Origin of the sequence: Methanosarcina thermophila TM-1 (assembly GCF_000969885.1) — an archaeon.
Lineage (GTDB): Archaea > Halobacteriota > Methanosarcinia > Methanosarcinales > Methanosarcinaceae > Methanosarcina > Methanosarcina thermophila.
Genome location: NZ_CP009501.1, coordinates 1912000 through 1930040, shown reverse-complemented (window position 1 = coordinate 1930040; position 18041 = coordinate 1912000). Strand labels below are relative to the sequence as shown.

Sequence of the window (18041 nt, the reverse complement as noted above, 5' to 3'; positions counted from 1 at the left end):
CTTATGTCTGGATTACAAAAATAGTTTGTCGGTTTCCCGTAAATGTCCTCTAAAAAATTTCTGTCCAGGGAAACCCTTAATTCTTCAGGCAAAACCCTTATTCTCTCAGCTAATATAAAAATGAGCCCCCATAGGGGCTTTCTATTCAGTTTGCTGAAAGAGACTTTTATACAAACATGCTTTCAGGAAGATTGGAGGGCATCATCTTCTGCGTATTTGCAGCCATAGATACCTTATCCACTGCTTCGAGGAAGTCTTCCATCTCAACAAATTCTTTGTCCTTCCTGACAGCAAACATACCTGCCTCTGTAGCTATTGCCTTCAGGTCTGCTCCGCTCATTCCTTCGGTAATTTTTGCAAGCCTTTTAAAGTCAATATCTGCTGCAAGAGCCATTTTCTTACAATGAATTTCGAGAATCTTTTTTCTGGCTTCTATTCCGGGCATCGGGACATGGACATGCCTATCAAAGCGACCTGGTCTGAGAATCGCCGGGTCAAGGACATCTGGACGGTTTGTTGCTGCAATAATCCTGATATTTTTCCTTTTGTCAAATCCGTCCATCTCTGCCAGCAACTGCATGAGTGTCCTCTGAACCTCACGGTCTGCGCCGGTCGTCTCATTCAGACGCCTTGCGGCAATTGAGTCCAGCTCATCAATGAAGATAATGCTCGGGGCTTTTCTCCGGGCCATCTCGAAGATTTCCCTTACGAGTTTGGAACCGTCCCCTATGTATTTCTGCACGAGCTCAGAACCTACTACCCTGATAAAGGTCGCATTAGTTCTGTGAGCCACAGCTTTTGCAAGCAGGGTTTTTCCAGTTCCTGGGAGCCCATAGAGAAGAACTCCCTTAGGAGGCTCGATACCTATCCGGGCAAAACGTTCTGGCTCAATGAGAGGAAGCTCGACTGCCTCTCGAAGTTCCTGGATTTGCTCATCTAGACCGCCTATTTGGTCATAGTCCACCTCCACGCTTTCGAGGACTTCCATTGCAGCGACAAAAGGCTCTTCCGTAGAAGGAATAACCTCGGCAATGGCGAGCGTATGCTGGTTCAGGGCAACCTTTGCCCCTGGCAGCAGTTTCTTTTCATCGATATATTGTGAGACATTAACCAGGAACTGAGGTCCGTTGCTGCTCCGGACAATTATCCTGTCATTCTTAATCACGTCAATGACCGTACCAATGATGAGCGGGGAAGTCTTCATCCGATCCAGTTCAGACTGCAACTTTCGTATTTCCCGTTCATACTTTATCTTCTGGTTTTCCAGATAGCGTTTTTCTGACTCAATCTGGCTGCACTGCTCTTCCAGAAAACTGTTTCGGCTTTCAAGTTGCCTCATTCGGTCCTGGACGCTTTCAATTACTTCCCCCAGCTCTCCAGGCTCGATTCCGTCATATAACGGTTTGGGCTTACCAAGGTGACTGCGCATGCTTTCATCCTTACTTCTGGTACTTTCCGTCATGGAGCTCCGAATAATATTTAAGTCCATACCGTATATAGCGTTTTCGAAGTGATCAATATGCAATGCGAAATATGTGGTGCAGAGATCCGCGGAAAGCCCATATACATTACAATTGATAACAGTGAACTCCAAGTCTGCCAAAAATGTGCTTCATACGGTAAACCCGTTGACAAACGAACTCCTGTGTCAAGAAAAATCTCTCCAGTGGTTCGAGTGGTCCCACGAACCGAAAATAAGCCAAAAAGGGATTTTTTCGATATTTTGAAAGATGAACTCGTGGATGACTATGATCATATTATTCGGGAAGCCAGAGAAGCCAAAGGCTGGTCTCAGGAGGATCTGGCTGAAAACATCAAGGAAAAAGCATCTCTGATCAAAAAAATAGAACGCAAAGAAATCGTACCGGAAGATTCCGTTCGAAAGAAACTCGAGCACGCTCTTAATATCAAACTTACGGAACGTATAGAGGTATCAGGGCAGGAAGTCTCTCACGTGAGAAAGGATACTACCCTCGGAGATATTGTGAAAATAAAGAGAAAGTAAATCTCAAAGTAAAAGACGAAATAGTAAATTCCAGAATAGAAAACAAAACAGTCAATTCACAGTAAATAAAAAATAAGTTAATTGGAGAAAATAAATTTCAACTACAAGCTTTGTTCTAGCAGCAACACATAGTTCTAGACAGTTTTCCCCTCCGGGAATGACAGAGGGCTCAATTAGATGGCGAGGGCTCAATTAGATAGTGTATTCTTAAGCCTCTTTCCCTTCTGCTTTTAAGTGCTTTTTTATCTTATGGGGCTTTGAATCCCTTTTCATGTTGAGCTCTTTTCTCGACCCTCTTTTTTGAGCTTTTTTCCTGAATCCATCTTTTAAGTTCTCCTTTACTTCTAGTTTTACACAATTCTTTAATCTGATGTTCCTTTTCCAAAAGTCCTTTAAATTTTGATTTCAATACCATATACCTTTTCAGGATTTTCTTTATGAATTATCCAGAACGGCTCCTCACCATAGGTTTCCATGAGCTTTATGGTTCTTTTGGGGACTGTCTTCGGGCCAAGTACTGCGCCTGGTCTGTCGGGATCATCAATGTAATCTGTTTCCATCATAAATCGTGTACCCTCCTCAAGCGCATGCTCTATTGCCCCTTTAACCGAGATTACCCCCGGGAAAAGTCCAAGTTCCTCACAGGTTTTCACCAGGGGCGGCGAGTAGTGCTTGACAACCCTATACATTTTTATTCCTGTTTTCTTTGCCCTCTTTACTATATCACGAATTTCAGGCTCTCCCACACTTTCGGTATGAAGCTGAACTGCACAGTCCTGTTCTTTTCCCAGGGAAAATGCATACTCCATAATTTCATTCGAAGCTTCCCAAACCTCTGAAGTTACAGGATAGTGGGGGCGTCCTGACTTTATCCCTACGGCAAGTCCTTTTTCAACGTATCCCGAAGCAAGTTCGAGACCTCTTTGCATTATCCCAGTAGCTTCCTGCAGATCCATATATTCTGTAAGTTTTGAGATTTCTGCGGGATGGACTCCAAGCACTGGAAAAGCTCCAACTCCAAGCTCCCGAATTTTTGATGCGAGTTCGACTGTTTCGTCAAAAACCATAAGGTAATCTTCGGGTTTTTTGACGGTTATTCCAAGCGACCAGCTTGGTTTGGTGACCAGAATTATATGAGTTCCACCTGAGTTTTTGAATTCCTTTACTGCTTCCAGCCCCCTGGCTCTTGGATCGATGTGCATGTGGTTATCGGTGATCGGAATTTTTGCAGGCATTTTTATTCCTCAAAAGTCTGAATTTCTAGCTTCAATTAAAGTTTGCATGTGCTCAGGTGTTTGTGCCCCGGAGCTGACTTCACGTTAAAGATTATTCGACAAGTATTAATTACCCAAAACTTGAAATATATAGCCTTACGTTCAGTACGCGGGAAGATTCAATTATTCTTACCGAATTTTCGAAAAGTTCCCCATTTTCAGCTTTTCAGTCGCTACGGTTCTTTAAATACGAACCCTAAGATCTGGTGATAATAATGAGTAAAACCGCAGCAGTAATCAAAGGTGACGGGGTAGGTCCCGAACTTGTGGATGCAATGCTTAAAGTTGTAGAAGCCGCTGGCACAGACATTGAATTTGTTATGTGTGAAGCAGGGGCTGAATGGTGGGAAAAGCACGGAGGCAATTCCCTTATCCCGGATGAGACTTGGGAGATTCTTGACAGTTCTGATGCCTGTTTTAAAGGCCCGACAACCACACCTGGAGGCATAGGCTCTCCAAGGAGTGTGGCTGTATCCATAAGGAGAAAGTACGATCTCTATGCAAACGTGCGACCAATCAAAACTTTCCCTAATTCAAATCCACCTCTTGGGGATGTGGAAATGGTCTGTGTGCGCGAAGGCACGGAAGGTCTCTACATTGGAGAGGAGATCCAGCTCACAGACGATGTTTCTATTGCAATCCGCAAAATTACACGTACAGCATCCAGGAAGATTGCAAGCTACGCTTTCGAGGAAGCTAAGAGAAGAGGCTATGACGCTGTTGTGCCAATCCATAAGAGCAATATCCTGAAACTAACCTGCGGTTATTTCTTAGAAGAGGTCGAAAAGGTCGGGCAGAGCTATCCGGATATCGAGATATGGCCTTATCATATTGATAATATTGCTCAGCAGCTAATTAAGAACCCACAGATTTTCAATAAAAAAGTCCTTCTTTCTACAAACCTCTTTATGGATGTAATCAGTGAGGAGTGCTCGGCTCTGGTAGGCAGCATCGGGCTGATTTATTCTGCCAATATCGGGGATTCCTTCGCAATGTTTGAGCCTGCTCACGGCTCAGCTCCAAAATATGCAGGTCAGGACAAAGTAAACCCTGTCGCAACCATACTTGCAGGAGCATGGATGCTTGATTATCTTGGAGAAAAGGAGAAGTCTGAAGCGATATTTAAGGCTACAGAACGTGTAATTTCCGAAGGCAAGTATGTAACCTATGATCTCGGAGGCAATGCCAAACTCAGTCAGATGGCTGGCGAGATTGCAAAATATACGGCAGAAATTCTCAAATAAGAAGGCACTGAAGGAAAATTCCTTTATTCCTTCAATTTTCTTTCCTCTGACTCAGCTATTTTCCCTTTGTTTTTCAGTTTTCTACGCCCTGTATGTACAGGATCGCAGATGGGCTGGTAAAGGAAGTATTTCTCTACATAAGCAAGCAGTTCTTCATCAGAGATACAGGAAACCCTTTCCTCATTATCATAGAGCTTCTGGATTTCGGCCTGGATTTTCAGGAGTCGGCTATCATCTTTTTCCACTATTGTCTCAACGTCAAGAAGATCATTTAAGGTCTCTTGAACCTTATATCGTATAACTTCCAGTCCCGAAGAGTCACCTATAAGCAAGAGCCGCTTTCCTCCCACCAATTCCGGAGGATAGGGTTCGTAATTGAAGGGATTTTTGAGGACGCCTGCGGCATGTATTCCAGACTCGTGGGCAAAAATGTTCTTCCCAACTACAGCCTTATTTCTCGGAACCCGCAGCCCGAGTTCTTTTTCCATGAACCTTGCAAAGCGAGTAACCGGCTCAAGGTTGTATCGCTCAAAGCCTTCTACCCTATCTGCCAGGAAAAGCAGAATTTTCTCCATTTCACTATTCCCTGCACGTTCTCCTATGCCCAGGAAAGTCACACTTGTCCAGTTTGCTCCGTACCAGAAACCTGCAATTGAGCTTGCCGATCCAAATCCGTAATCATCATGGATATGTGTCTCTATGTTTTTAACCCCGATTTCTTCTTTGAGGTGCTGAACGATTTTCGGAATTCCGTATGGCTCGTCAATATTCGCAAAGGGCATTCCGTACCCTACAGTATCACAGACGCGAATAATACAGTCAGGGTCGATTTCCATGATTTTCTCAACAAGCGGGAAAACAAAACCGTAATTATCTGCCCTTGTCATATCCTCAAGGTGTGCTCTTGTGCGAAGTCCGTGATCTACCGCATACTGCAGGGCATCCAGGTATTTCTCTTCGGCTTCCTCCCTGCCTGAGAGCCTCATTTTGGAGAAAATATGGGTATCCGATACTGACATCAGGATTCCAGTTTCCTTTATCCCATCGACCTCAAGAACCTTGTCAATATCGGCTCTTGAGGCTCTTGCCCAGCCTGTGATTTCAGGAAACTCGTACCCTATATCGAACATAAGATCAACGGCATCTCTATCCCTTTTATTGAATACAAATGCCTCGAGTTTTTCAATCCCTATCTCGTGCAGGTACTCATAAATTTGAAGCTTGTGTTCTCTGCTCAGGACTATTCCCGGCATCTGGGAGCCGTCACGAATAGTGCTGTCACTTATGTGCACATCGTTTCCATAAGGCAGCTTTAATTTGGGCAGATCATCATATGATTCGTAAATTTTCATTGCTTTTCCTCCTTTCTTTCAGACGACAAGGCCCTGCATCGAGAGAGCGGGCTTTTACTGCTAGCTTTTCCAATGAAAATCTGTTTCAGATATATCGATCAAAAAATCAGTTGTATTTAACCGAAGAACCTTAGTTTCCTGTTAAAAAAAACACTTTTGGGGGCAATTATGGTTTTTTTCATCAAACAGCATCTTACTTTATATGTCCTGATTCTTAAACGCCAGTGCTTACTTTATACGACCGCGATAAGTTAATGATATGTTTTTATGTTTAAAATCTCTTTCTTTTAAATACAAAAGGTATTTATATATTATTCTCTTTATTTTATTAAGTCTGATAAAAGATACCATCTCATTTTCTTTCAAAAACTTACAGATACCTTCTGGAAAAAAGGCGGTATAATATTTAAAGAATGAGCATAAACATTTTCTTACGAAATTTTTCCCGATTTTTTCCATAGTTTTATGAAAGTTTACTTTCCTATCCTGTCCTTCTTACCGATAATAAGGTATATCTACAACAAGTTATATTTATAATCGAGCTTACCTGAAAAAATTGATTTGAATTATTAATATTCAATTTCGATTATGTACTCTATATAATTATCTCTGAATGAAGCGCGTCTTCCTTTTCAACCTAGTATATAATCTGTTTAATAAAATTAAATATTATATCGACATATATTTAATTTACATTTCATATATTTGCTTTACTTTCCCCCGAGGTAAAACATGCCCGAAATAGTAAGTGTTAGCGGAGGTCCGACAAAGCCTGAAATCATTGCTGTATCCCTTTTCAAACTGGGGCTGCGGGATGGAGATCGGTTTGCAGATGTAGGCTGCGGGACGGGATCGGTTTCAATTGAAGCAGCAAAAATTGCCCGAAACCTGACTATCTATGCGATAGATGCGCGAAATGAAGCTTTAAGAGCTACTGAAACTAATTTCAAGAATTTCAATATGGAAAACGCCAGAATTTTAGCTGGTGAAGCCTCGGATCTCCTTAATTCAGATGATTTTACTGACTTTATCGACTGTGCTTTTGTCGGCGGAACAAAGAACATTGGCTCGGTACTGGAGGCACTCGTTAAGAAAAAAGCTCGAAGTATTGTAGTAAACGCCGTCCGTATCGAGACGGTTGTCAGAACAATTGAGGTAATGAAAAGACTCGGGATTTTTGATGAAGTAGTTCATGTCTCTATTTCGAGGAGTGCACCAATTGCCGGAGAAACGATGTTTAAACCCGAGAATCCCGTGTATATTGTTGTCGGAAAAAAGCAAAACTGAAAATTTTCTTATAATTTAATTCTGCTTTAGATTTATTTTTATAACTTATGGAGCGATAGCATGTTAATAGGAGTAGGACTTGGTCCCGGAGACCCTGAACTTCTGACCCTCAAGGCAGTGGAAGTTTTGAAAAACAGCGATAAGGTGTATGTCCCAGGTCGCATGGCAAAAGATTTGGTGGCTCCTTATGCAGATGCCGAAATCCTGGAGTTTCCCATGATAAGAGACATTGAAGTTCTCAATGCTCTCTGGAAGGAAAATGCTGATAAGGTGGCAAAAGAGGCGAGAGAAGGCACAGTGGCTTTCGGGCTTATCGGCGACCCTAACTTTTTCTCTACCTTTTCTCATCTAAAAAAGGTAATGCGTAAGTACTATCCTGACGTTGAACTCGCAACTGTACCTGGAATAAGTTCAATTACCTCCTTTGCTGCCAGGACTGATGTTGCGATTGAGAACTCTTTTGAAGTTAGCGATGGCTCTGAGGTGAGGTATAAGATTCACCTGAAAGCGACGCAGCCGAAAGCTATAGTTAAACAGCTTGAAGCTGAAGGATATACGGAATTTATCTTTGCAGAAAGACTCTTTTCGGACAACGAGCTTATAATCCGCAAGAAAGAAGAAATTCCGGAAGAAGGGGACTACTTCAGTATCATTTATGGAAAGAAATAAAATTGCCCTGCGTAATATTCGCGGAACTCAGTACAATTAGAACAAAAACACGAAAGTAGAGGGAATGGCCAGATGGAAAGAAAAGTGTATTTTGTGGGAGCAGGTCCAGGGAATCCGAAGCTTATTACTGTGCTCGGGCGTGAACTGCTTGAAAAAGCCGATCTTGTAATGTATGCAGGTTCTCTGATAAACCCCGAGATCCTTAATTATACGCAGGGAGAAACAGTGGATAGCTATGGGCTGACCCTTGAAGAAACCACTAAAATAATTGTGGACGCGGTTGATGCCGGAAAATTCGTTGTTCGCCTCCACAGCGGAGACCCATCTCTTTACGGCTCTGTCGTAGAGCAGATGGAAGAGCTTAGAAAGTATGATATTGAAGTCGAAAGGATTGCCGGAGTTTCCTCGGTTTTTGCAAGCGCTGCTGCTCTTGGTACACAACTGACTCTTAACGGCGTTTCAGATACTCTCATCATTACTCGCCCTGCCGGAAAAACCCTGGAAAAAGACCTCATCCCTGAGCTTTCTGCCTACAATACTACTATGGCAATCTTCCTTGGTACACAGAAGATCAAGGAAATTATGGAGAAGGTTCGTTGTCCGAAGGACACACCTGTAGCAGTGGTTTACCACGCCTCCTGGGAGGATGAAGAGATTATTACAGGAACAGTGGAAGATATTGCAGACAAGGTTAAAGAAGCAGGAATTAAACGTTCTGCAATGATAATTATCGGTGGAGTTGTTGATCCTAAAAACTACAGGAGGTCCTACTTATACGGAGTAGCTCAGGAGCCGTTGTAATCACTTTTGAGAGAAATAGGGAGATTGCGGCAAGGATAGCAGAACACCTTAAAGCCGATCTGCTCCTCTATGAGAAGGACATATTCAAAAAAGCTTTTGAGAACTATGGTGCAATAATTGCAGTCTTTGCCACAGGCATAGTGGTAAGGGATATTGCTCCCCTTCTCAATAACAAGTGGTCTGATCCCGCTGTGGTTGTGGTTGATTCAAACCTAAATTTTGCAATCCCACTGCTTGGAGGGCATCACGGAGCAAATGAGATCGCTCGAAAAATTTCTGAACTCGGAGCAATCCCTGTACTTACGACGGCGACCGAAGTTCATGGTAAGCCCTCAGTCGAGGGCATTGCCGACAGGTTAAACTGCGAGATCTTCAATAAAGAATCCACTGTAGCTGTAAACTGTGCACTCCTTGATCAGGAGATAGAAGTCCTTGAAGTTAAGGGTCCCAGAATTGTTGTTGTGGATGAAGATGTATCAGTGCTGGTAAAAAGACGGCAGGAGAATATAGAGGTAAAAGGTGACAGCGGTAATAATAGCTAACTGAATCGTCAATTACTTCTTTATACATGTGAATTAGCCTGATCGGGACTATGCTAAGAGTCTGAGACGATAACGAATGATTATAGGAATCGGAACTCGCAGGGGTATTACAAAAGAAGAGGTTGTTGAAGCTGTAAAGCAGGCTCTTGATGAGTACAACCTGAGCCTTATAGAAGTTACAGCTCTAGCTTCTGCGAAACTTAAGGAAAATGAACAGGGGCTTCTGGAAGCGGGAGAGATGCTCGGCATTCCGGTGAATTTTTTACCGGATGAGCTGTTAAATAGCTATAACCCCCCTTCATCCTCCCAGGCTTCCCGCTTTGGATTAAAAGGAGTTGCAGAACCTGCAGCTCTCGCCCTTTCTGAAGAAAAACAATTAATTTGCAGGAAGAAAGTTTATGGCAGAGTCACAATCGCAATCGCAAAATAAAACAGCCGGAGGAAAACTTTACATCGTAGGCATAGGGCCGGGATCTGTAGAACAGATGACGGTCAAAGCCAGGGATGTAATCCTTAACGCCGATTATGTTCTCGGGAACAGCACTTACTTGGATCAAATAGAAAGTCTTCTCGGAACCCAGGAAGTAATCCGCAGTTATATGGGTAAAGAGGTGGACAGAGCAAGAAAAGCTGTGGAACTCGCAAAAGTTGCGAATGTTGTTATGGTCAGCGGCGGAGATACCAACGTCTACGGTATGGCGGGTATCGTGCTTGAGGTTGCTGAGCACGAAGGACTTGATGTTGATATAGAGATTCTTCCTGGAGTCACGGCAATTTTAGCCGGGGCTAGTATGCTCGGTGCACCGGTTGTAACGGACTTTGCAGTGATAAGCCTGAGTGATCTCCTAACTCCCTGGGATGTTATTGAAAAAAGGCTTAATCTTTCTGCAGAAGCCGATTTCGTTATAGCTCTTTACAACCCAAAGAGCCGCAAGAGACAGTCTAACTTTTCCAGAGCTATTGAAATTATCCGAAAGTACAAAGCTGACTCTGTGCCAGTAGGACTTGTGAAGAACGCTCTGAGAGGAGAAGGCGAGGACAGGATTGTAACTACTCTCGGAAAGGTCATGGAGTACGAAGATTGGGTAGATATGAGCACTACGATCCTTGTCGGAAATGGAGACTCCAGAATCTGGAGCTCTCAAAAGAAGGATTTCATAATCACTCCCAGGGGGTATCACAAGAAATATGACTACTGAAAAGAATGCCACTGAGAAGGCTGGAAACCTCGAAAACCTCGAAGAATTTACCGAGCTTACGGTTGATGTTAATCCCGAACTTGTGAGTATCTGTAAAGACTCCGGGGCAAGAACTGAAGAAGCCAAAACCATCTATATGAAAAGTCGGACAATGATCCAGGAAATTATCGGCAACAAGACACCTGAAGACCGCTTCCGCCAGCGCTGCGTTATTGCTACAGGAGACCTTTCTGTAGCAGATATTATGCGCTTTATGCATGACCCCATCCCTGCAGGTGTTGATGCAATTAAAAAGGGTGCCCCGATTTTCGTGGACATTAACATGGTAAAAGCCGGAATTACAAAAACCGGACACAAATCCGAAATTATCTGTGTGCTCGATGAAGATCCGAATGCTGAAATTGCTAACAGGTACGGAATTACGCGCACATCAGCAGGTTTCCTGGCTGCCCGCGACCGTCTCGATGGGAGTATTATTGCAATAGGAAATGCCCCTTCTGCCCTTATCATGGTCTGCAAACTTATAGAAAAAGGTGTAAGACCAGCCCTTATCATCGGACTCCCTGTGGGTTTTGTGAACGCGGCCGAATCCAAGGAAATGGTCAGAAACCTGAGTATCCCCGTGCCCTCTATAAGCTGTGTAGGGACAAGAGGTGGAACACCTATGGCAGTTGCCTGTGTTAACGAGCTTGTAGCAATCGCAAGAGAAAGTGAAGAGTAACACTTTCTCTAATTTCTCCTTTTCTGTTTTCCCTCATTTTTACTTTCAACGAGTCCAGTTAACTGTTTTATTTCCCAGTATACTCTCTCTATTGATGTATCAGAAAAGCTATGATTAAGAAAAGCTATGATTAAGAAAAGCTTTGATTAAGAAAAGCTTTGATTAGAGTAGGATAAATTTGTAGATCTTGTTTTGAGTATGTTACTACTATTCTCTGAAAAAAAAATAAGGTGTGATGAATGGTAGTTGAAGGTATTCCTTACATTATCTAATTGAGCAGGATTCGTGCCTTCTGGTGATGGATCAGAACCTATTGATCCATTAAGTCCCCGGCTTTTATCTTTATCTAGCTTTCTTAAATAAACCACTGGATATGATTCTGGCGTATCATCCAGAGTCCGACCAGGATAAGTACTATTCCAGCTCCCTTTTTGAGAATCGCATCCCACCTTGAAATAAGTCGAATTCTAGAGGAAGAAAAGTGGGCTGAATATGCGAGCAAGAGCATTGGCATAGCAAATCCCAGTGAGTAAATTGAAAGCGTAAATGCGCCATTAGCTAGGTTGCCCTCCAGAGCTACCATAGCCAGGATAGATGCCAGAAACGGGCCAACACACGGTATCCAGAGCACACCGAGGGAAAGCCCGAGCAAAAGTCCGGAAAGAGATCCCTCTTCATTCATTCCTGATAGCAGGGGGAATCTTGAAAATACATTGAAAAGGCTTACATCAAGAAGTATTACAAAGCCCATTAAAAGGATAAAGATCCCCGCCAGAATCTTCAGCTGGTTTATATAAGTCTGGAAAGCTGCACCAAAAGCTGAGGTTACTACTCCCATTATAGTAAAGGATATCGAAACTCCGACAACTATCGCAAAAGGTCTTAGTTTTCCTTTTCCTGCAGATGTTGCCATGACTGCAGGCAGAAGTGGGAGAATACATGGGGAGAAGACACTGAGAATTCCTGCAGCAAATGCAGCTAAGATATTGATAATTCCTGTGCCAAATGCCGCTTGAGGGGAAATTATATCATAAAACATGGTTCTTCAGGTTTGTTTTGATTTTTGTTTTATATAGTACAGTTTTTATCAAATCTTAAGGTTGCTGGAAATCAGTGCTTCAAGTATATAGTGTTCTGAAAATAATTCAGTTCATGGGCTTTTTATTATGATTTATCTTTCTCAGCCTGGACAAGGGCGAGATTCATAAGGTCTTCATATATATCTTTTTCTCTGAGACCGATAACCCTTGCCTGGAGCCTGTCTGTAGTGACGCCCCCATCCTGCTTCATATAGATATATTCTCCGTCCTTAATGCTTACGATTACAGTTGAGTCAGGGATAGGACCTATATTGAAATAGGTTGCAAGCTCGGGGCTCCTGTCTATATCTACGGAGATAATCCTGGCTCTTCCTTCGTATTCTGCTGCCAGTTCTTTGAGCATGGGTTTCATGGCATTGCATGGTCCGCACCTTTCAGACCCGATTTTCATAAGAACAGGTCCCTGTTGAATGGATGCGTTTATCTGTTCAAGGTTGATCACCTCAACAACACCACCTTCCTCCTGGGCTTCCTGAAGGGTTGCGTTCTGTTCAAGCTCGGTTGTCTCAATAACGCCAACTCCTTCCTTAATTGCCTGGGTGCTTGTAGAATTTTCCTGACTTTCTTCAGCACAACCCGCAGTAAAAACCATAGCTGCTAGGAGAACCAATAGTATAACCGATTTCTTCATGTTCTCAACGTTAATCTTTTTTTGTAATATTTTGTCTATATGCTGTATTTTACCTATATGTTGTAATTGCACATAACACAACAATTACCGTTATGTGCAAAATAATTCTCTCTTTTCACAAACAACCTTATTTTTGTTGATTGTGAAATCCTAACTCTAAAGTAGAATTACCAATAAACCTCAAATAATTAACCATTAAGAGAGGGAAAAATGACCAGTTTAGGAGACTATCGGTATGCAGAAAATATATTAAATTAGACTTAAATGACAGGATTCTAAAAAACAAAAGTAAGAAGTCATGGAAAAAACAGAGAAGAAAAAACAGAGAAAGAAGAATAGAGTAGGAAAAAATAGAGAAAAACAGAAAAAAGCGGAAAAACAGAGTAGAACATAGAAAAACAGTAATAAGATGAAAAAATTTCAAAACAGCTAATTATATCGCCTTAATCAGCCTCTTGAAAGAGGTTAGCTGCTAAGAAGTTAGCCAATTGGAAAAATTAAAAATCAGGAAAAATTGTAAACTTTTCCCTTGTATAATTCTTTTCTTATTTTCTCTTCTACCTTACTCCTCTTGCAGAGTCTTTTCTACTGCGGTAATGACGGCTTCAAAGTTTTTCTGCCATTCAGTACTGTGTTCAAGCAGACCCTGGACAATAGTGCCTTTATCTTCCATTTCTGCTACTCTGGGTTCAATAGGAAGTCTGGCAAGAATTGGAATATTGAAGTCTTTTGAGGCTTTTTCCACGCCTCCGGTTCCGAACACTTCTATTGGTTTGCCGCAGTGGGGGCAGATGAGCCCATGCATATTGTCAACTAGTCCTATAATAGGTACTTTAAGTTTCTCAGAGAACTTAATTGATTTTCGGACGCTTATCAAAGCTACGTCCTGAGGAGTTGTAACAAGCACTGAACCATCGCAATTGGGAATCAGCTGCGCTACACTCAGGGGTTCATCTCCTGTCCCTGGTGGCAGGTCTATAATAAGGAAATCGAGTTCTCCCCAGCTAACTTCTTCCAGGAACTGTTTAATTGCCCCCATTTTGGCAGGTCCTCTCCAGATTATAGGAGAATCTTTGTTTTCAAGCAGAAAACCGACAGACATTACCGAAAGGTTGGGAAGTACCTGGATTGGAAGAATACCCTCTTCATTAACATTGGGTCTTTCAGATTCTAGCCCGAAAATCGTAGGAATAGTTGGTCCGTGAATATCGCAGTCAAGAAGCCCAACTCTGTATCCGCGCAGAGCTAACCCGGCAGCAAGGTTTGCTGCAATTGTGCTTTTCCCTACTCCCCCTTTCCCGCTCATTATCATAATCTTGCGTTTGATGCGCCTGAGGTTGACTACTATTTTCGGCTCCTCTGGCTTTTTAGATATACTCTCAAGTGGTTGAACCTTATCTGTCATTTTTATCGCCTGTTTGATATATTAACACATTTTTCCGGTTTTTAGATTTCTCGTTTACGTGTCAGCATCTTCACTAATGCCAGCGCTCTCAGGATTGATATAATTGCCGCCCTTTATTTCAATTGCTTTTCCTGTGCTAAGGGCGAAAGCTATCTTTGTTCTGGCAGCTTTCAGGTCTTCCCAGAAAGCTCTCCTTGATATTCCTACCCTGATGGCTGCATCTTCCTGCCTGAGTCCCTCAACGTCAACGAGCCTCAGGGCTTCAAGTTCTTCAACTGTAATAGATACAACCTCAAGATTAGATAGCGGGACCCCTCTGGGCTTGAAATACGTGACCTCAGGCGTTTGTTCTACCCGCCTAGGGCACTTTGGTCTTCCTCTGCATTTTTTCATAGGTTACTTATGCACATTGCAGAATAAATATATAACAATTTCTCTTTTTAAGTAGAAAAATATAAATATTTCCGTACAAAGGAGTGAAATTAAATCAAATGCCTGTCACTCCAGTTAGGATCAATTCTCAGAGAGTATGCATGCAAAAAGATCAGGCAGAAAGCGTTTGACATATTCGGCTCCTTTGGAATCCATATCTTTGCAGGCACAAAAGGCAGGGCTCTTCAATGGGGGGGGTGACAACATGGACTTCAGAGCAAAACGTGAATAGAGACCATTAATCAGAATTTTTGTTTCTGGAATTTACTGCTTGGATTTTTTCATCTAAATTTGGTTTTTCATATGTCACTTTATCAATATATTTTTATATCCCACTTAGGAATATTTATATCTTTACAGCTTACTTGTGACTATAAACCTTATTTATGTTAATTATTCGGGAGAAAAAAAGTGTGCAGTGTGCATTATGCAGGATTAAGGAATGCGCGAAAGGCAAAAACTGTTCTGTCATTAAATCTGTGCTTGAGTATACGGGCGACGATCTGAAATCAATCCAGATTTCTGCCTGGCTTGAATCCGATCATTTGAAAAGGACAAAACTGGAAGAAATAGCTATTTATGCAAAAAAACTTGGATATACAAAAATAGGAATCGCATTTTGTATTGAGTATGAGAGAGAAGCCAGGTTAATTTATAACATCCTCTCAAGGTATTTTGATGTGTTCTCAGTTTGCTGTAAAGTTTCCAGCTTCGAAAAAGCCAGCCTCGGGATTAAGAAATCTGAAGATCAGGAGTTTGAAGCAATTTGTAATCCAATAGGCCAGGCTCAGCTCTTAAATGATGACCTCACTGATCTCAATATCATGATTGGACTTAAGACAGGTTATGATATTCTCTTTGCAAAATATTCGGAAGCTCCTTCAATAATACTGCCTGTTAATGAATTGCCTCAGTTAACCGATTCAGAAATTGATTTTATAGAATGAGATTTATATAGTGAATTCTTTAGTTCTATAAGTTCAAATCCTGGAGAAACACATGTTTGAAAAGTCGAACACATCGGGATCTGATTCTAAGACCGGATCTGAATGCCTGAAGATTCGAGCCCATCACCTTTGCTGCATTCAGGGTTTTCAGGGCTATGGGTACAGCCAGGGTTTTGTAGCCAATATGCGGGCTGTAATTTCGGATATAAAGGCTTTCCCTTCAAGACCTCTGGAACTTGTATCCGAATGTGATGTAATCTGCACTTCTTGCCCAAACCAAAGGGAATGCACTGCGCAGCAATCAATAGCCTCCCGCAGGATCAGGAATATGGATCTTGTTGTTATGGAGAAATTAAAAATAAAAGAAGGAACTGTTATGAAGGCAGATGAAGCCTTCAGGTTAATCAATTCACAACTTGCCAATGCGTCCGATATTGAGGAAGTCTGTGGAACCTGCAAATGGAGACAGAAATGCCTATGGTATATGCAGATGAAAGATAAGTGTGAAAATAAAACCTGAATTACAGGTTATGAAAGATAAAATCTTTTTTGGATTTGTAAAAATGAAAAATCCTTTTTAACTATTTTTTCTCAAATTTTAATATGGGATTTTTCTACCTGTGATACTATTATCTTAAACCTGCATTGATCTCATAGATTTTTGCAAGAAATTCGATATTCTGAACTGCGTTCTGTTCTATCCCGAGTTCATATGGGGTAACGCCAAGAGCAAGACCCAGTAGCTGGGTATAATGCAGAACCGGGATTGAATAGTCCGTTCCGAATTTCTCATTGACTGCAAGCTGTCCCCTATCAAATTGAAGATGACAGAAAGGACATGCATTGACAATACAGTCCACTCCTGCTTGCCTAATACAGGCGAGTTTATTCTCAAGCATCTCAAGGGACTCGGCAGCATGCCCTGAACGTACTCCCCCTCCTGCTCCACAGCACATCATCTTATCGGTATAATCTACACTTTTTGCACCTGTAGCTTCAACAAGCTCATCAAAGAAAACCGGAGCCTCTGTTTCTCCGAGTTTACGGTCTTTTGAAGGTTTGATAAGATGGCATCCGTAGTGCAGTGCCACTTTAAGGTCAAGCGGGATTGTGACATGCTCCTTGAGCTTCTCAGGTCCAAATTCCTTGTATAAATATTCGATTATATGCCTCACTTCAACAGTACCCTTAAATTCCATTCCGATTTCTTTAAGGCACCTGTTTGTGCATGCCTTTAACTCAGGATCCTTTTTTAACTCTAAATTTGCATCTGCCAGAGAGCCATAGCAGCCATTGCAGACTGTGAGGATATCCCTTTCCAGCTTTTCTGAGAGAACTATATTCCGGCTGGCAAGGGCAAGCCAGGTAGCTTTATCAAAGGACTTGAAGATTCCTGGAGCTGGACAGCAGGAGGCTCCGGGTAGGTCAGCTGCATCTATATTAAGTTTCTGCAGGCAGAGTTTAGTTGCTTTTTCAATTCCCGGGTAACGATTGGGTACAATGCATCCAAGAAATAGAGATAGTTTTTTCATATTCTGTCTCCTTATTTTTCAGCCGTCAGTTCGTCAAATTTGCAGGCTTTGAGAAGACTTCTTACCTCTTGAAGGGCTTCAGGATACTTTTGGACGGTCTCAGGTATGGGATCAAGCCCAAGCTCCTCCCTTTTTTGTTTTGTCTCTTCGTCCAGAGGGACTGCATGCCCACACTCTTCAACCATTTCCGATATTCGCCTGTGCTCGGGAAGCATGAAACCTTCTTTTACCGCAAGCCTCCTGAGTTCAAGGAGAGCATCAGTAATTGGTATGTCGCGTGGGCAGCGCTCCTGGCAGGTATAGCAGGTGGTGCAGAGCCAGAGAGCATCATCTGAGAGGACTGACGCCCTGTTCTTGCGTGCATCCCGAAGAATTCTTCGCGTGTTAAGTCCGGTATGCCTCCCAGAAGGACAACTTCCAGTGCATGCACCGCACTGCATGCAGGAGAGTAAGTCAAGCCCTGCAGCCTTTAATACTTTTGACAATTTTTCACTCATACAGGTTCACTGTCTGATTCAGTTGATTCATCCTTTTTAGAAAAGAAAGGTAAGCAAAAAATAATGAGATCAAGAGGAAACTTCGTAGCAGGAATTAATCTACGAATTTTCACAATAAACAGACATTTTTCTGTTAAATTTCCTCGTAACAAGCGTTTTTCCAGCTTCTTTACTCGTCAATTTTCTAATCACAGATTTTTCTTATCCTGACTATTTCTCTCATAATATTTAACATAAACTAAATATGTTCGGGATTATTGATAATAGTTAAAGATTTGGATAAAGACTGGCAACTATAAGTTATCAAGGTTTATTTTTACTCATCAGTTATTAGAGATCACATTTTACTGATTAATTATAAGTTTTTTACTAAGAATTATAAATTTGTCTTTACTTATGAAGA

The 18041-nt window shown here is 42.0% G+C and carries 21 protein-coding genes; 11 read left to right on the top strand and 10 right to left on the bottom strand.

The genetic code is table 11. From position 1 onward, the window contains the following. Positions 1-166: 166 nt before the first annotated feature. Positions 167-1489, bottom strand: a complete 1323-nt coding sequence (locus MSTHT_RS08365) for a proteasome-activating nucleotidase (RefSeq protein WP_269429855.1) — start codon at positions 1487-1489, stop codon at positions 167-169. Between the two features lie 30 nt (positions 1490-1519). Here MSTHT_RS08365 and MSTHT_RS08360 point away from each other — a divergent pair, with 30 nt between their 5' ends. Further along, positions 1520-2005 (top strand): multiprotein bridging factor aMBF1, encoded by a 486-nt coding sequence (locus tag MSTHT_RS08360; RefSeq protein WP_048167389.1) that lies wholly within the window; start codon positions 1520-1522, stop codon positions 2003-2005. Between the two features lie 247 nt (positions 2006-2252). Here the strand turns inward: MSTHT_RS08360 and MSTHT_RS14520 are convergent, their stop codons facing one another. Both MSTHT_RS14520 and MSTHT_RS08355 read right to left on the bottom strand, forming a co-directional pair. Further along, positions 2253-2420, bottom strand: coding sequence for a hypothetical protein (locus MSTHT_RS14520; RefSeq protein WP_156149737.1), 168 nt, complete (start codon positions 2418-2420; stop codon positions 2253-2255). Beyond that, entirely contained in the window at positions 2398-3240 is an 843-nt protein-coding gene (locus MSTHT_RS08355) for a TatD family hydrolase (RefSeq protein WP_048167388.1), read from the bottom strand. The genes MSTHT_RS14520 and MSTHT_RS08355 overlap by 23 nt, the downstream gene beginning before the upstream one ends. A gap of 254 nt (positions 3241-3494) precedes the next feature. Here MSTHT_RS08355 and MSTHT_RS08350 point away from each other — a divergent pair, with 254 nt between their 5' ends. Beyond that, complete coding sequence (locus MSTHT_RS08350; RefSeq protein ID WP_048167387.1) at positions 3495-4523, top strand: isocitrate/isopropylmalate dehydrogenase family protein; 1029 nt, start codon at positions 3495-3497, stop codon at positions 4521-4523. 23 nt (positions 4524-4546) lie between these two features. On the opposite strand, the gene MSTHT_RS08345 is transcribed toward MSTHT_RS08350, so the two are convergent. After that, a complete protein-coding gene (locus tag MSTHT_RS08345; protein WP_048167386.1) occupies positions 4547-5875 on the bottom strand; it encodes a homocitrate synthase/isopropylmalate synthase family protein in 1329 nt (442 codons plus the stop codon). A gap of 732 nt (positions 5876-6607) precedes the next feature. Here MSTHT_RS08345 and cbiT point away from each other — a divergent pair. From cbiT to MSTHT_RS08310, 7 genes are all read left to right on the top strand, one after another. After that, positions 6608-7162 (top strand): precorrin-6Y C5,15-methyltransferase (decarboxylating) subunit CbiT, encoded by a 555-nt coding sequence (gene cbiT, locus MSTHT_RS08340; RefSeq protein WP_048167385.1) that lies wholly within the window; start codon positions 6608-6610, stop codon positions 7160-7162. A gap of 60 nt (positions 7163-7222) precedes the next feature. Beyond that, entirely contained in the window at positions 7223-7831 is a 609-nt protein-coding gene (locus MSTHT_RS08335) for a cobalt-factor II C(20)-methyltransferase (RefSeq protein ID WP_048167384.1), read from the top strand. 72 nt (positions 7832-7903) lie between these two features. Then, positions 7904-8632, top strand: coding sequence for a cobalt-precorrin-4/precorrin-4 C(11)-methyltransferase (locus tag MSTHT_RS08330; protein ID WP_048167383.1), 729 nt, complete (start codon positions 7904-7906; stop codon positions 8630-8632). Positions 8633-8655: 23 nt separating this feature from the next. Beyond that, positions 8656-9174 carry a cobalamin biosynthesis protein CbiG gene (locus MSTHT_RS08325; RefSeq protein WP_394297022.1) on the top strand — a complete coding sequence of 173 codons (519 nt, stop codon included), beginning with the start codon at positions 8656-8658 and terminating at the stop codon, positions 9172-9174. Positions 9175-9250: 76 nt separating this feature from the next. Continuing rightward, positions 9251-9604, top strand: coding sequence for a cobalamin biosynthesis protein (locus MSTHT_RS08320; RefSeq protein ID WP_048167381.1), 354 nt, complete (start codon positions 9251-9253; stop codon positions 9602-9604). Further along, positions 9573-10373 (top strand): precorrin-3B C(17)-methyltransferase, encoded by an 801-nt coding sequence (gene cobJ / locus MSTHT_RS08315; RefSeq protein WP_048167380.1) that lies wholly within the window; start codon positions 9573-9575, stop codon positions 10371-10373. Before MSTHT_RS08320 ends, cobJ begins: the two co-directional genes overlap by 32 nt. Continuing rightward, complete coding sequence (locus MSTHT_RS08310) at positions 10363-11094, top strand: precorrin-8X methylmutase (RefSeq protein WP_048167379.1); 732 nt, start codon at positions 10363-10365, stop codon at positions 11092-11094. The genes cobJ and MSTHT_RS08310 overlap by 11 nt, the downstream gene beginning before the upstream one ends. 355 nt (positions 11095-11449) lie before the next feature. Here the strand turns inward: MSTHT_RS08310 and MSTHT_RS08305 are convergent, their stop codons facing one another. The 4 genes from MSTHT_RS08305 to MSTHT_RS08290 form a co-directional block, all read right to left on the bottom strand. Further along, positions 11450-12133, bottom strand: a complete 684-nt coding sequence (locus MSTHT_RS08305) for a cytochrome c biogenesis CcdA family protein (RefSeq protein WP_048167378.1) — start codon at positions 12131-12133, stop codon at positions 11450-11452. Positions 12134-12258: 125 nt separating this feature from the next. Next, positions 12259-12825 (bottom strand): thioredoxin family protein, encoded by a 567-nt coding sequence (locus MSTHT_RS08300; protein WP_048167377.1) that lies wholly within the window; start codon positions 12823-12825, stop codon positions 12259-12261. 562 nt (positions 12826-13387) lie between these two features. Beyond that, on the bottom strand, positions 13388-14230 hold the full coding sequence (locus MSTHT_RS08295; RefSeq protein ID WP_181952171.1) for an Mrp/NBP35 family ATP-binding protein: 843 nt from the start codon (positions 14228-14230) through the stop codon (positions 13388-13390). A 54-nt stretch (positions 14231-14284) separates the two neighbouring features. After that, positions 14285-14623: a DUF134 domain-containing protein gene (locus MSTHT_RS08290; protein WP_048167375.1), complete on the bottom strand. Its 339-nt coding sequence runs from the start codon at positions 14621-14623 to the stop codon at positions 14285-14287. 452 nt (positions 14624-15075) lie between these two features. Here MSTHT_RS08290 and MSTHT_RS08285 point away from each other — a divergent pair, with 452 nt between their 5' ends. Together MSTHT_RS08285 and MSTHT_RS08280 are read left to right on the top strand one after the other, a co-directional pair. Then, positions 15076-15609, top strand: a complete 534-nt coding sequence (locus MSTHT_RS08285; RefSeq protein WP_048167374.1) for a DUF1847 domain-containing protein — start codon at positions 15076-15078, stop codon at positions 15607-15609. 52 nt (positions 15610-15661) lie between these two features. Beyond that, on the top strand, positions 15662-16129 hold the full coding sequence (locus MSTHT_RS08280; RefSeq protein ID WP_048167373.1) for a DUF1284 domain-containing protein: 468 nt from the start codon (positions 15662-15664) through the stop codon (positions 16127-16129). Between the two features lie 109 nt (positions 16130-16238). Here the strand turns inward: MSTHT_RS08280 and hdrB are convergent, their stop codons facing one another. After that, positions 16239-17141: a CoB--CoM heterodisulfide reductase subunit B gene (hdrB, locus tag MSTHT_RS08275; protein ID WP_048167372.1), complete on the bottom strand. Its 903-nt coding sequence runs from the start codon at positions 17139-17141 to the stop codon at positions 16239-16241. Between the two features lie 11 nt (positions 17142-17152). Continuing rightward, entirely contained in the window at positions 17153-17638 is a 486-nt protein-coding gene (gene hdrC / locus MSTHT_RS08270) for a CoB--CoM heterodisulfide reductase subunit C (protein WP_048167371.1), read from the bottom strand. Positions 17639-18041 lie beyond the last annotated feature (403 nt).